This is a genomic window from Sphingobacterium sp. WOUb80 (assembly GCF_050058145.1).
Classification (GTDB): domain Bacteria; phylum Bacteroidota; class Bacteroidia; order Sphingobacteriales; family Sphingobacteriaceae; genus Sphingobacterium.
Genome location: NZ_CP165617.1, coordinates 126,594 through 140,296 on the forward strand (window position 1 = coordinate 126,594; position 13,703 = coordinate 140,296).

Consider the following 13,703-nt stretch of genomic DNA (forward strand, 5'->3'; position numbering starts at 1 on the left):
TGTTTCTTTTATTGGATTTTTCTTTTCAATTTTCAGACAGAAACCAATTGTTGTAAATAAATTATTGAATCTATACTATTTTTCAATAAATAGATCATAGCCTTTACTGTTGCATTTTAGCCGTAGCCCTATTCTCCTGTTTTATCCAGTAAATCAAACCGAATGATGAATTACATTGTTAGATTTTTTCTGTACAGCCTATTGTTGGTAGGTTCTTTTCAATCTATACACGCTCAGACTAGTCAACTCTATTTACATACCGACAGGGACTATTATCTGCCTGGAGATACCGTCTGGTTTAAGGGGTATTTTATGAAAGATGGCGCTATTGCCCGCGATCTCCACAATATGTATATGAAACTGATTGACGAAGAGGGAAAGGAAATCAGGCGATCAGTGGCATTCATTAAAGACGGTGTAACAGCAAGTTATTTTACTATACCAGCGGGCTATCCTGGTAAAGAGATTTTTATCAATGCCAACACACTCTTGGACTCCTGCGTCAAGAGTAGACCCTATTTTAAGAAATTGGGTATTCTGCAGCTTTCTTCTGAAAATCCTACATCTACCGTCGAAAAAGCGCCCGAGTTTAGACTCGTACAACAACCTGAGGGAGGTATCTTACTTTCAGGGCTGGAAAATACCCTGCTGATCCAAACATTGGACAGTAGGGGATATCCAGCTTTTGTTAAGGGAAAAATGGTGGATGACAAGGGTGGCGATATCGCAGAGTTTATGACGGATTCGGCCGGCTTTGCTACGCTGCGGACGATTTTTGAGCTCGACCGGCGCTATATGCTCCAATGGGAAGATCCGCTGGGTATAAAGCACCAAGACAATATATCTCCGGTAGTGCAGGGGGCTAAGGTTGCTTTGGTAAAACAGGATTCGCTGGTACTTGTTCAGTTGCAGACCAACCAACCTAGCCAGCTCGTTCATGTATCGGTGGGAATAGGGAAAAGAGCACTTTTTGATCAAGAGTTCAACCTCAAAGAAGGGAAAAAGACGAATATTCCATTAAAGAAAGCTGATTTGGAATACGGTATCTTGCAGGCTGTGGTACGCGATCAACAGAAAGTGCTGTCACGGACGAGCTTGCTTATAGGCGACGAACAGATTGAAGTAAGCCCTATCGTCTCAGTCAGTAGCACCTTTCAGGAAAAATCAGAGGGTAGTGTAACAGTAACCTTACCTAAAGGCGAGAAAATGGCCCGATTGTCGGTTTCGGTGGTTGATGCCGAAGTTGGCGTAGATACCACACAAAGTATGTTGACGGATATTTACTTTCAGCCTTTGAGCCAGCAGCCTTTAGTCAATCCGCAGTTGTTGTGGGAACGGACAGAAAATAAGAATCTTTTTATCCAAGGGCAAACTTGGGATGATAGCTATTGTCCCAGTAGCGAATTAACGGTGGTGGATCCTCCCTTGGAGATACAGGGCCAGATCCGCTTGAAAAAGGGATCTTGGGCTAAATTTTATGCCGATTATCTGGATGAAGTAAACAAGGGAAAAAAAGGGAATTTACCTGTTAGGGGGATTTCTTTTGGTTATCAGTATCCCGAAGCACCGCGCATGCAATATACTGAGTTGATGTTTGACAAAAATGGAAGATTTGCGGTGCCCAATTCGATTATATTTGATTCGTTAGAAACCAGGGTTATACAGATCTATCGAAAGCTGAAATTTACTCCTTTTACTGTTCAGTATAAATTTGCAGATCCCAACAATTATCGCTATCCCATCCTAATACCTGTACAGACCGCTAATGCAAGTAGAAAACAGCTGAATAATTTAAAGGGGCTTCACTCAGACTATTTTACAATGGATGCGCATGGAAATCGGGTACTGCAGACAGTGCAGGTAACACGGACGCGCAGGCAACGGGAAATTGATCGTTTGCAACGTCGTTTCAGAACGATGGAACCCCATACGGTCCATCAACCAGATTCAATATTGCTTCCATTGACAGATAGCGTCGTCATTAAAACGAGTCAGTCTCTACGTGATTATATTGCTAGAAAAGTTCCCGCGCGAAGTGTTTCGATTATTCTTAATGGAAGGTTTGTTGGAGGAACCGGCGCGGTAACGAAAGCTGCTGCCGACGGCAGTATACTGTCCAACATCGCAAAAACAGCGAAAAGTGACCCGGATAGATTCAAAGAACTGGATCAGCAGAACCAATTATCATTTTTGGATGAGGATGTGTCCAACTATCCTTATTTGAAATTTTACCGTACCTATAGCTCTCCGGTGTACTCAGGTGATAATGTGCTGCTTGTCTTTGAATATAGCCCAGCTGAGGTAAATCGAGATTTTGGCGCAGCAGATTATCATGAAACTATTGCAGGTTATATGCCACCGGGAGAGTTTTACAATAAAGTGTATCCCACTGCAGCAGCTCGTTTGTCTGCTGGGCTTGATACGCGTCTGACACTTTACTGGGAACCTTTTTTCGATATCAATAAAGATAACAGTTTTAGAAAATTTGTATTCTACAACAACAGTCGCAATAATGGGGTCTGGGTAACAATACAGGGGTTGACAGAGACAGGTAAGGTCGTGTATTATCGCCGCATGATAAAAAAATAATAAAAAGTAGATGAAACGCTTTTGAAGCAGACGATATTCAGTTTTTCAGAGCACCTTTAGCAGGCTTAGTATTCTGGCTGACGGGAATGCTATTGCAGAGGTTTCCTTTCGTTATTAATTTTTTATGAAAGGAGTTAATTTTGTTGTGTGTTTTTGTGAGTATTTGATTAGCTTTATGCATTCATTCTGGCTATTTAATTGTTCGGTGGGCATCCGAATTTGATGTTCTAATAGAAGAATCGAGAATTTTATCCAATTCTGTAAATTATATTCTAACTTATTGCTAGTTAATTTAAATTAGATAATGAATCATTTCAAATTACAATCTGCTGTATTAATATTTTTGTGTTGGGTGTTTGTTTACCCAGCTGTAGCACAGCACACATTTCTGCAAAAAGAAGATTATTTACAGCTGCTGGAGCGAGCGGCAAAGGAAAATAAGCCGATGTTCTTGGTGGTTCATCAACGGGACGATCAGTTTATTCCTTTTAGAGGCTCTGTTTCAAAAAAAGCAAAAGATATTCTCAGTACACAGTTTGTGTCGGGAGTTGTTCAGGTGGATCGGGATGAATTTGACCATCCATTACAACGGGCTTTCTATTTGAATAAACCGATGTACCTTGTTACCGATAAGGATGGAATTCCTGTTTTGCGAGTAGACAAGGCAGTTGATGGGGGAGCTGAGCTGGAAAGACTTCTAGACTCGGCAAATACGCTTTCAAAAGCTGAAACTCTCGGCAAGCTTACAGCACAGTATCGAAAAGGGATGCGTCAGCAGTCCTTGTTGAACAAAATACTCCGCTACAATCAGACATTTGATCAATATACAGACCAGCAGTTATTGAGTGACTATATAGCGCAGCTGACAATAGAACAATTGAATAATTTTGAGACGGTTATATTTTTATTGAGCTGTGGCCCTGTATATAATAGCAAATCTTATTTACTGGCACGTACGAATAACAAAATGGTGGATAGCCTGTATTCCTATTTACCATTGCCAGTTCGTAAAAAGATAAACAACAGGATTATACAGCGGACGTTTCGGGAATCGCTTGATAAGAAAAACTTTTCTTTGGCCCAAGAAGTTGGTTATTTTGCCTATACGACATGGATGCCTAATCATTTGCGTGGTTCTAATTCGCAAGCTTTTTATCCCTTGGAGTATAAGCGGCTTATGAAAGATAGTCTATCTTACGTCCGGATGGCACGGAACTATTACGATCAATCATTTTATCGCGTTGATCCTGATTCATTGTCCCGAATAGATTTTGCGCAAGATCGGCAGATCCAGTTTTCGCGAAACCGTCTTTTATTAGACAGTGCGCAAAACGCAGAATTCAAATCCCTAGTGGGTAAGGGACGTAAATATTATGAGGATGAGCAGGCAAATAATTTGAATTACGGTGCGCAGCAGATCCTGGCTTTTGAAAAAAATAACCCTGAGGTTATATTTGATGCGATCCGTTGGCAAAAGAAAACAATAGATCTCAAACCTGATGTGCCTGCATTCCGCTATACGATGGCTTTATTGTTGTATCGTATTGGTTTTTATGCGCAGGCAGAAGCAGAACAACAAAAAGCGGTGGAGCTATCGAAGCCATATAAGTTGTATCATAAAAAAATGCAGAGCGTATTGAAGCAGATACAGTCCCGGCATTTATGATCAGGGCTAATTTGGGGCGGGTGCTGTATGTAAACGGATAGGAATTGAATACTTTACGCGCACGGGCATGCCATATTGGTAACCTGGAGTCCACTTTGCAGCTTTCTTCAGCACTGCTATACCACTAGCTGCCGTTTCATAGCCGAGGTCATTAATCACTTCAAATTCATTTGTCAGGCCATTTTTTTCAACGACAAAACTGATGAGGAGCTGCCCGGATACCCTTGCTTTTAAAGCTTCTTTGGGATATTTATAATTCTGGGCAATAAAGATCATAAGATTTCTTATGCCGCCAGGGTATTCCGGTGGGACATCCCGCTGCGTATAGGGATGCACATTGCCCATACTATCTGTACTGATGCCTTTGCTTAATACACCTTTTGCATACCATTCTTCAAACTTGTTCTTACCTTCTTTTAAAGTACCTTCCCAATGTCCTTGGCGTAAACCATCGGCATATTGGCCTTTTTCACTATTTATGCTGTCTTTAAATTCGAACATGCCGTTTCCATTGACGATTTGTTGGTGACCTGTTGAATCAGCATAATAGATTAGTTGGCTATGCTGGTCCTGAAAAAGAAATTCGTTGGGGCTAGCTTCAGAACTGGAGAAAAACCTAATTTCTTTTAAAAGGCCATCTTCGTAGTATCTTTTTAACGTATCGCTCAGTTTATTGTCTTTATATCCGGCTGATACCGCTAGGTTGCCATTTTTGTGATAACTTTCAATAAGGCCTTCCAGATATAATCTTCGTGGGTCAGCTACCTTGGTCCATCCATGTCTTTTTAAATTGCCATTTGGATAGTAATCGTTCAATTCGTGAAGCCCCATCTCATTTGCTGTTGATCGGATGATATTGGTGTAAGCGGCAGAATCTTTGATTGCAGTAAAACCACCATTTTTCTTAATATAGGTGACGATCGTCTCCTGTGCTTTTGAAGGTATCACAAACGCTGTAAAGAACAGAAAAATAGTGTATTTATATATATTTAAGGAGTAATAGTGCATATGGTTAATTTTATTTGATCAAATATATATTTTTTAGGTGAAATAATCCGCAGCGTTGGACAAACTATTTCGAGTGGAATGATGTACTCTAAGTAAAAGATTATGAATAATTCACCTATGCAGAAGATCGCCCGTTATGGTCTAGGTACCTTTTTGGTGGTGGCGGGAATTGGACATCTAACTTTTGCCCGCAAGGAATTTCAGGCACAGGTGCCGAATTGGGTACCGATCTCCAAAGACGATACGGTCGTATACTCTGGCTTTGTTGAAATTGCTTTGGGTGCAGCCTTGATTTTGGCGCCTGGTAAACAGCGTTCGAAGGTCGGGAAAATTGCTGCGGCTTTTTTTACAGCCGTGTTCCCCGGAAATATTGCGCAATATAAAGACCGCCGTGATGGCTTTGGTTTGGATACCGATGGTAAACGGCTAGCGCGCTTGTTTTTTCAGCCTGTATTGGTAGCCTGGGCATTGAAAAGTACAGGTAAAAGATGATCGGTGGAAAACTGGTCGGCAAAGATCTGATACAAAATTTCTAAAAAAGCAAACGATCTGCTTCGTGGAACTGTCCTATAGATATCCAGATGAAGGATAACTTAGTTAGTAAGGCCCGGTGTTCCATTTTCACCCGGCCTTTTTGTTGGTTCCCAACATTTTTTGCCATTTATCTCTTTTTTGAAACATCAAATCTAAACGATCGACCCGATGGATGGCCCAGGAAACAGCAGGTTTGTTCTTTATACCAAATTATACCTAATCACAATATTCAGCCAATTTTTAGACAGTGCTTGTTCAATATTTATTCAGTTTACACTGAGTAAGCACTGAACAAGCACTGAGCAATCACTGAACAAGCACTGAGCAAATGCTGTTATAGATAGTAATTTGGTCACTCTTCGATCCTGATTTTTAACACCTAAATATTAAATTTAACGGCTATTATTTTTCATTTTCTTCCTATCCGTTTAAATAATTATATTCGCATCAAACAGATAAAAATAACTAACCTATAAAAGTACAGACCAGATGGAAGAAAAGAAATTAAATGAACTGAGCAATGAAGAGTTGTTGGTTCTCAAAAAGAAAGCTAAACCCACTAAAATAATCAATGCATCGATCATTGGCTTTTGTTTTGGAATCGCTGCCTACAGTCTGTTCGTAGCAGGTTTAACCTGGCCGACGATTTTCCCGTTGATATTGGCGATTTTGTTCTATAAATATTTTGGAAAAAATGAGAAAGCAGTAGATGCGGAACTGAAAGCCCGAAATCTGAAGTAGAAAAAGAAAACCATTGCCGCTGCGCTGTTGTTTATTTTAAAAATAATAGTTTAAGATGAGAAGGGAACAAATAGAGGCATGGATAGCGCAAGGTTACAATCTGCTGGAGCATAAGAAGCCCAAAGTTGTACAGGGCGATATATGGGCGTATCTCAATCAATGTGACGGCCATGGTACCGATGTATATGCGCTTTCTGAATTGCAGCAATGGTCGGATAGGGAACTTGCAGAAATGGAACTGAAAAAATATGCCGATCAGTACGGACAGATGGGCGAGAAGCTGTTTCTGCGAAATGAAGCAATCCGAACAAAAGAATTTGATAAGTATGAAGCCTTCCTATTGCTTTTTTTTCCGGACAATGTCGAAAAAGAGCTGGAGGAAGCACGGTTTTTGGCAGAGCGTGTGAAACGTGTTAGCAAGGAAGAAATGGAAAAGTGGACGCAGGCCAACACAGTCAATGTGCTGGTCTCGGATCTCCACTGCCTGGACTATGGCTCCATTATAATCGGGATGGTGATACCATCCGAAGATGTGGTCAATTATACCGACGAGGGGCTCAGCGATACCATTGATTGCCATGTTACGCCAATGGAGTTTTTCGCTCATACTAACCACGACTATTACTGGATCGATCCTGTTATAAAAAAATCGTCATGAAGTCCCTTATTAGGGCCTTGTAGACTTACTTTTCATACGGAATAAGGTAAAGCATCTCGATAGTGTTCGAAATGCTTTATTTTTTGAGCCATTTAAGCTACAATTTCTATCGGATTTCCCTCCGGATCAAGCACGACGCTTTCATAATAACCATCCCCCGTAGTACGGGGCTCGCTTTCGACGATATAACCATCCGACCGTAATTGCTCGGTCAAATTATCGACAGCATCCTTTCCACCGACGATAATGGCCAGATGGGTATAGCCTTTGTTCAGGCTCCTATCAGCCGCGGCAGTAGTAATATCCATGCGATTCATAATCTCCAAACGTGTGCCGGATTCGCGAAATTTAAGGAAGTAGGATGAAAACCCCTTCTTCGGGTTATGGTACTTTTCTCCGCTAAGAGTACCAAAGTATTTGGCGTAAAAAGCACGTATTTTCTCAAGGTCATTGACCCATAGGGCGAGGTGTTCTATTCGCATGGCAAATCTTTTTGTTTAATTATATTGCAATATTATGCAAATTTGCATAATATTGCAATATAAAATTTATCAGATATGTTGAACGAATCGATATTAAAGGCTAAGGTAGCGACACAGGTTATGTTTTTAGTATGTGGCCTCGCGTTATCAAGCTGGGCACCGATGGTACCTTTCGCCAAGGACCGTCTTGGTCTGAATGACGGAGAACTGGGGCTTTTACTGTTATGTTTGGGTGGTGGTGCACTATTAACGATGCCACTTTCCGGTTTTTTCATCGGGAAAGTTGGGAGTAGACAAGTGATTTTGATTTCAGGTATAATTGCTGCCGTAGTGCTCCCTGTATTGTTGATGGTAACAGATAGCTATTTGATGGCCTGTGTTCTTTTTATATTTGGTTGCAGTATAGGAGGTATAGATGTGGCCATGAATGCACATGGTGTGCAGGTTCAAAATGCAATGGGTAAACCGATAATGTCATCTTTACATGGACTGTTCAGTGTAGGTGGCCTATTTGGATCGATCGGTTTGGGTTTTCTGATAAAGATGGGGTTAGTTCCTATTTATGCAGCCGTTACTATAGCCTTTCTTTTAATACTGCTACTGATCTTACAATATCGAAAGTTGCTGAGCTACCAAAAGGAAAAAGAAATCATTGTCCAGTTTTCCCACACTGATGAAACTCAGGTTTCAAAAAAAGGATTTCAATGGCTTAGGTGGAGTGTGCTGATACTTGGGCTGATGTGTTTCATTGCCTTTTTGTCTGAGGGAGCGATGTTGGACTGGAGTGCGATTTTCTTGCGGGATCACAAAGGGGTATCTCCTGAGTTTACGGGAATTGGATATGCGGCATTCTCCGTTGCGATGGCGGTCATGAGATTGCAGGGAGACCGATTAGTAAGTAAACTGAATAGTAAAGTTGTGGTGATAGGTGGTAGCTTATTGGCTTCTTTGGGTATTTTGATCGTAGTGTGTAGTCCTTGGTTATCGCTAACGCTCATTGGATTTGTCCTTTTGGGACTGGGAGCCGCCAATATTGTCCCTGTATTTTTTAGCGAGGGTGGACGGATTGAAGGACTTTCGCCGACGGTAGCCATTCCGGTTATTTCAACAATGGGTTATGCCGGTCAGCTGGCGGGCCCCGCGCTTTTGGGGGCTATTGCGCAGCATTTTTCTTTGATCATTGCTTTCGAAACAATAGCTTTGCTTTTTCTAGTGGTAGCCCTTATCTATAAAATCAGGAAGTAATAGCATGTTAAAAGAAGAACGTTTTGAGATAATCCTCCGCGAATTAGCGGTCCGGAGGAAGGTGAAATTTGAAGAGCTGGCGGTGTTGTTGGCGGTATCGGAAGATACCATCCGCCGTGATATAGACCTTCTCTATCGGAACGGCTTGCTTTCCAAGACTAGAGGTGGTGCTATACTGCGAGAAAAAGATCCGCTGACTTTCCAGGATAGGCAATCGTTTCTGACCAAAGAAAAAGACATTATCGCATTAAAAGTACAGCCGTTTCTGAAAGATGGCATGACCCTTTTTGTGGATGGTGGCACCACAACGTGGGCCGTAGTGAATGCTATGCCATTGGATATTCGGATTCGGATGGTTACAAATAATTTTTCCATCGTGCCGCTGCTCGAGAAGTTCAAAAATGTGGAACTTATTTTTTTGGGTGGTAATTTTGAACCCGACCTGGCTGTAACTTCAGGTATCACAACCTGTATGGAAGTTGCTAAGTATAATGCCGATATATTTATCATGGGGACTTGTGCTGTAGATCCTGAGCTCGGTGTTTCGGCAGCGTCAGCTGCAGATGGCGAAACCAAAAAGATGATGGTGCAATGTGCAAAGAAAACAATAGCCTTAGCCAGCCAGAATAAGCTTTATCAAGGCGAACTGTTTAGGGTGTGTCCAATCGGTTCGCTCACGGCATTGATCACCGACCTGGACTCAAATGATTCCGAATTGAATCCCTTTAGAAATATGGATCTGCAGATTGTCTAGACGGCCCGGCTATTTTGACCTTGTATTGTGGTCGAATTCAGCGAATAGTCATCGGTGCGGCTGGCTCTTCTGTTTACGTGCTGCTGCGAAGTGGTATTGTTGTATCCAGCAGAATGACGGGCAGATAGCGTTAGATGATGTGCCGTTTTTCGGTAGCCAGTGTCAATGTATGTTGTAGATCCACGACGTCGCCGATGATAATGATGGCTGGGTGTCCCATGTTATACTCTTTGCTTATTTTTACGAGATCTTTGACTTTGCAACGCACTTGTCTTTGTTGAGGTAAGCTCGCGTGCTGTATAATCGCGGCTGATGTTTCTCCTTTACCGTGTAACACATAAGTACGTGCAATTTCGTCGAGCTTACGCATGCCCATATAGATAACTACTGTAGATCTGCTCTGAACCGCTAGTTGCAGATCGGATGAAAGGGTTTCATCTTTCTTCATGCCAGTTAATACCCATACGCCTTCACTTACACCGCGATGTGTTAATGGAATATCATGTAGGCCTGCGCCTTGCATGCTGCTGATACCCGGAATATAGGTGATATCAATGGGCCTGTTTTGCACGGTAAGCCATTCTTCAAAACCCCGGCCGAAAAGATAGGGATCACCACCTTTAAGTCGTAGCACTCTGTCGAATCTGCTGCAGTAATGCAGGATAAGTTTATTTATTTCTTCCTGAGGAACGTAATTTCCATATGGATGCTTGCCAACATAGTGTTTTAAGCAGTTTTTGTCTGCTATTTGAAGGATTTCCTGGTTAATTAGGTTGTCATATAGGATCACTTCAGCATTTTCTATCGCTTTATAAGCTTTTATGGTAAGTAATTCGGGGTCTCTCGGTCCGGAACCTACAATAAATAAGGTTTTTTTCTTTATTTCTTTCATTGTATCCTTTTTTTTGTTTTGATTTTATATAAAAGTACTAAAAAATATGACTAAAATCATGTTTTGTATCAATTTTTATGTTTTATTTTTGAAAAAATATTATAAAAATCATATTTATTTTGATTTTTTTATTTTTTTATTCCATAAATTAGTGTTATTGAAAGTGTAAATTGGTTTTATTCAATAAAAATTATGATTATGGGTAAAAAAAATGTTGTTATTATCGGAAATGGTATGGTTGGTAATAAGATTTGTGAAAAATTAAAGCAAAAATCTACTAACCTAGATATAACTGTATTCGCAGAGGAATCGATTCGAGCTTATGATCGTGTTCATTTGACAGATTACTTCAAAGTTTCGTCCATTAATGAGCTTTTTTTGCTAAAAAATGAGTGGTATATAGAAAATAATGTAAAAATCCATTTAGATGATCCTGTTATTGCTATAAATCTCTTGAAAAAAGAAGTGAAGTCTCTAAAAGGGATTACATTAAATTATGACTATTTGGTTTTTGCGACAGGTTCAGCCCCTTTTGTTCCTCCCATTCCTGGGATTGAGAAAGAAGGGGTGTTTCTCTACCGTACAATCGAAGACTTGGAGTTGATTAAGGCTTATGCGGCAAAGGTCAAAACTGGTACGGTCATGGGAGGCGGACTTTTGGGCCTTGAAGCGGCTAAAGCTCTCCTAGATCTTGGCCTAAAAGAAACTGCTGTGATTGAATTTGCTCCGCGGCTAATGCCACGCCAGATCGACGATAGTGCCAGTGTGCTTTTGCAGCATAAGCTTGCAGAATTGGGCTTGCGCTGCTTATTGCAAAAATCCACAAGTCAACTGCTGGGTGATGATCGCCTCACAGGAGTCGCCTTTAACGACGGCACCTCCATAGCGACAGATCTGCTGGTGATATCGGCTGGTATACGTCCCCGTGACGAACTCGCCAAAAAGTCGGGCCTAGCTGTCGGTGAACGGGGTGGAATTTTGGTGAATGCACAGATGCAGACCTCAGACCCTTCAGTTTATGCCATCGGCGAATGCGCCTTGGTGAATGATATGATTTATGGTCTGGTGGCGCCGGGTTATGAAATGGCTGAAATTGCGGCCGCTCAAATCGTAGGGGAAGAAAAATCTTTTATAGGGTTTGATATGAGTACTAAACTGAAACTGATGGGAGTTGATGTGGCTAGTTTTGGAGATCCTTTTATCAGTGAACCTTATGCTCGAACGATCTTATTGGAGGATCGTAATAAGGGTGTTTATAAACGACTAAACGTCAGTACAGATGGAACGCGGCTATTGGGCGGAATACTTGTCGGGGAAGCGACAGGTTACAACATGTTGCTTCAGATGGTTAACAATAACCTCCCATTAGCAGAACATCCAGAACTTCTCCTTTTCGACCAACAGCGTGACAGCAGGTCGGCTTCTTCTGGTCTAGAGGCTCTTCCTGATGCGGCGCTAATCTGCAGTTGTGAAGGGGTCTCTAAAGCACAGATTTGTGATGCTGTGGCAAGTAAAAATTGTGAAAATCCGGACGCGGTAAAGAAATGTACCAAAGCCGGATCAGGATGTGGTGGCTGTGTGCCGATGATTAAGGATCTTGTTAATTACACCATGAAACAGCAAGGGAAATATATCCGGAGTACCATCTGTGAACATTTCGATTTGAGCCGTCAGGAGCTTTATGATCTGATCAAGATCCACGAACTCAAAAGTTATGATCATGTATTGGATGCGCTGGGCCATGGTCATGGCTGCGAAGTCTGTAAACCTTTGGTGTCTTCCTTGCTTGCCAGTCTTTGGAACGAGATGATTCTTGGCAAGGGTAATGATGTGGCTCAGGATAGTAACGACCGTTATTTGGCTAATATACAAAAGGGTGGGACATATTCGGTGGTTCCGCGTATTCCAGGCGGTGAAATTACCCCGGATAAACTGATCGTTATTGGGGAGGTGGCCAAGAAATACAGGTTATATACAAAAATTACTGGCGGACAGCGTATTGACTTATTTGGTGCGTATCTCAATGATCTTCCATTGATTTGGGAAGAACTTATTGCTGCGGGTTTTGAAAGTGGACATGCTTATGGTAAGGCACTACGGACAGTTAAAAGCTGTGTGGGCAGTACCTGGTGTCGGTTTGGGTTGCATGATAGTGTTTCTTTTGCGATACAGCTAGAGGAACGCTATCGTGGGCTACGTGCTCCACATAAGATCAAGTCGGCCGTTAGCGGCTGTATTCGCGAGTGTGCTGAGGCGCAGAGTAAGGATTTTGGAATTATTGCAACCGAAAAAGGCTGGAACCTTTATGTTTGCGGCAACGGTGGAAGTAAGCCGCAGCATGCCCTATTATTAGCTTCGGATATCGATAGTGAAACCTGTATCCGTTATATCGATCGTTTTTTGATGTTTTATATCCGCACCGCGGATCCGTTAGCGCGGACTGCTACTTGGCTCAATAAAATGGAAGGTGGAATAGATTATCTAAGAAATGTTGTGGTACAGGATAGTCTGGGGATGGGTGATTCCTGGGAACAGGATATGCAGCTGCTTGTTGATAGTTATCGCTGTGAATGGAAAGTTGCTGTGGAGGATCCGGAAATTCGTAAACGCTTTGTTCATTTTGTAAATGCACCGGAGGAGAAGGATGAAACTGTTCGCTTCGAAAGCTTTCGCGGACAGAAGAAAGCTGCAGATTGGAACATCAATACTTATTAAATATAGAATCACTAAACCTTTTAATTGAAATCATATGAATATGCAAATTGACGTGCAGTGGCTGAAGGCTTGCCGGATTGAAGATGCCATTGAGAACGGCGGAGTCTGTCTTAAATTGAATAACGAACAGGTGGCCTTGTTTTATTTTGCCCGCCGCAATGAGTGGTATGCCACGCAGAATGAATGTCCGCACAAACGGCAGATGATTTTAAGCCGCGGGATGTTAGGCTCTTTGGGTGAGACGCCTAAAGTCGCTTGTCCTTTCCATAAAAAAACCTTTGCCCTGGACACAGGTGAATGTCTTTCGGGTGATGAATGTGCGATTAAAACTTATCCGGTGAAGGTTGAAAACGGAAGTGTTTTTATTGGAATGACTGCTTAGCTAAGCTAATAAATAACTGAATCGAAAACCTTTTAAA

General features: G+C 41.7%; 12 protein-coding genes. 9 read left to right on the forward strand and 3 right to left on the reverse strand.

From position 1 onward, the window contains the following. Nucleotides 1-162 precede the first annotated feature (162 nt). Together AB1Z56_RS00545 and AB1Z56_RS00550 are read left to right on the forward strand one after the other, a co-directional pair. Nucleotides 163-2,589, forward strand: coding sequence for a hypothetical protein (locus AB1Z56_RS00545; RefSeq protein ID WP_426790748.1), 2,427 nt, complete (start codon nucleotides 163-165; stop codon nucleotides 2,587-2,589). 304 nt (nucleotides 2,590-2,893) lie between these two features. Then, nucleotides 2,894-4,255, forward strand: a complete 1,362-nt coding sequence (locus AB1Z56_RS00550; protein WP_426790749.1) for a hypothetical protein — start codon at nucleotides 2,894-2,896, stop codon at nucleotides 4,253-4,255. Between the two features lie 6 nt (nucleotides 4,256-4,261). Here AB1Z56_RS00550 and AB1Z56_RS00555 read toward each other — a convergent pair whose 3' ends face one another. Continuing rightward, complete coding sequence (locus AB1Z56_RS00555; protein ID WP_426790750.1) at nucleotides 4,262-5,203, reverse strand: energy transducer TonB; 942 nt, start codon at nucleotides 5,201-5,203, stop codon at nucleotides 4,262-4,264. Nucleotides 5,204-5,365: 162 nt separating this feature from the next. Here AB1Z56_RS00555 and AB1Z56_RS00560 point away from each other — a divergent pair, with 162 nt between their 5' ends. The 3 genes from AB1Z56_RS00560 to AB1Z56_RS00570 all read left to right on the forward strand — a co-directional run bounded on the left by AB1Z56_RS00560 (nucleotide 5,366) and on the right by AB1Z56_RS00570 (nucleotide 7,196). Beyond that, on the forward strand, nucleotides 5,366-5,755 hold the full coding sequence (locus AB1Z56_RS00560) for a DoxX family protein (RefSeq protein ID WP_309364844.1): 390 nt from the start codon (nucleotides 5,366-5,368) through the stop codon (nucleotides 5,753-5,755). Nucleotides 5,756-6,286: 531 nt separating this feature from the next. Continuing rightward, a complete protein-coding gene (locus tag AB1Z56_RS00565) occupies nucleotides 6,287-6,538 on the forward strand; it encodes a hypothetical protein (RefSeq protein WP_426790751.1) in 252 nt (83 codons plus the stop codon). A 55-nt stretch (nucleotides 6,539-6,593) separates the two neighbouring features. Beyond that, nucleotides 6,594-7,196 carry a hypothetical protein gene (locus AB1Z56_RS00570; RefSeq protein ID WP_426790752.1) on the forward strand — a complete coding sequence of 201 codons (603 nt, stop codon included), beginning with the start codon at nucleotides 6,594-6,596 and terminating at the stop codon, nucleotides 7,194-7,196. Nucleotides 7,197-7,288: 92 nt separating this feature from the next. On the opposite strand, the gene AB1Z56_RS00575 is transcribed toward AB1Z56_RS00570, so the two are convergent. Continuing rightward, nucleotides 7,289-7,678, reverse strand: a complete 390-nt coding sequence (locus AB1Z56_RS00575; protein ID WP_426790753.1) for a VOC family protein — start codon at nucleotides 7,676-7,678, stop codon at nucleotides 7,289-7,291. A 75-nt stretch (nucleotides 7,679-7,753) separates the two neighbouring features. Here AB1Z56_RS00575 and AB1Z56_RS00580 point away from each other — a divergent pair, with 75 nt between their 5' ends. Both AB1Z56_RS00580 and AB1Z56_RS00585 read left to right on the forward strand, forming a co-directional pair. After that, the gene (locus AB1Z56_RS00580) at nucleotides 7,754-8,923 is read left to right on the forward strand and encodes an MFS transporter (RefSeq protein WP_426790754.1); all 1,170 of its coding nucleotides are present in this window, start codon (nucleotides 7,754-7,756) and stop codon (nucleotides 8,921-8,923) included. 4 nt (nucleotides 8,924-8,927) lie between these two features. Beyond that, entirely contained in the window at nucleotides 8,928-9,677 is a 750-nt protein-coding gene (locus AB1Z56_RS00585) for a DeoR/GlpR family DNA-binding transcription regulator (RefSeq protein WP_426790755.1), read from the forward strand. Between the two features lie 130 nt (nucleotides 9,678-9,807). Here AB1Z56_RS00585 and cobA read toward each other — a convergent pair whose 3' ends face one another. Then, a complete protein-coding gene (gene cobA, locus AB1Z56_RS00590) occupies nucleotides 9,808-10,569 on the reverse strand; it encodes a uroporphyrinogen-III C-methyltransferase (RefSeq protein ID WP_426790756.1) in 762 nt (253 codons plus the stop codon). Nucleotides 10,570-10,767: 198 nt separating this feature from the next. Here cobA and nirB point away from each other — a divergent pair, with 198 nt between their 5' ends. Both nirB and nirD read left to right on the forward strand, forming a co-directional pair. Beyond that, the gene (nirB, locus tag AB1Z56_RS00595; RefSeq protein ID WP_426790757.1) at nucleotides 10,768-13,284 is read left to right on the forward strand and encodes a nitrite reductase large subunit NirB; all 2,517 of its coding nucleotides are present in this window, start codon (nucleotides 10,768-10,770) and stop codon (nucleotides 13,282-13,284) included. A gap of 34 nt (nucleotides 13,285-13,318) precedes the next feature. Next, complete coding sequence (gene nirD / locus AB1Z56_RS00600) at nucleotides 13,319-13,666, forward strand: nitrite reductase small subunit NirD (RefSeq protein ID WP_426790758.1); 348 nt, start codon at nucleotides 13,319-13,321, stop codon at nucleotides 13,664-13,666. Nucleotides 13,667-13,703: the final 37 nt, after the last annotated feature.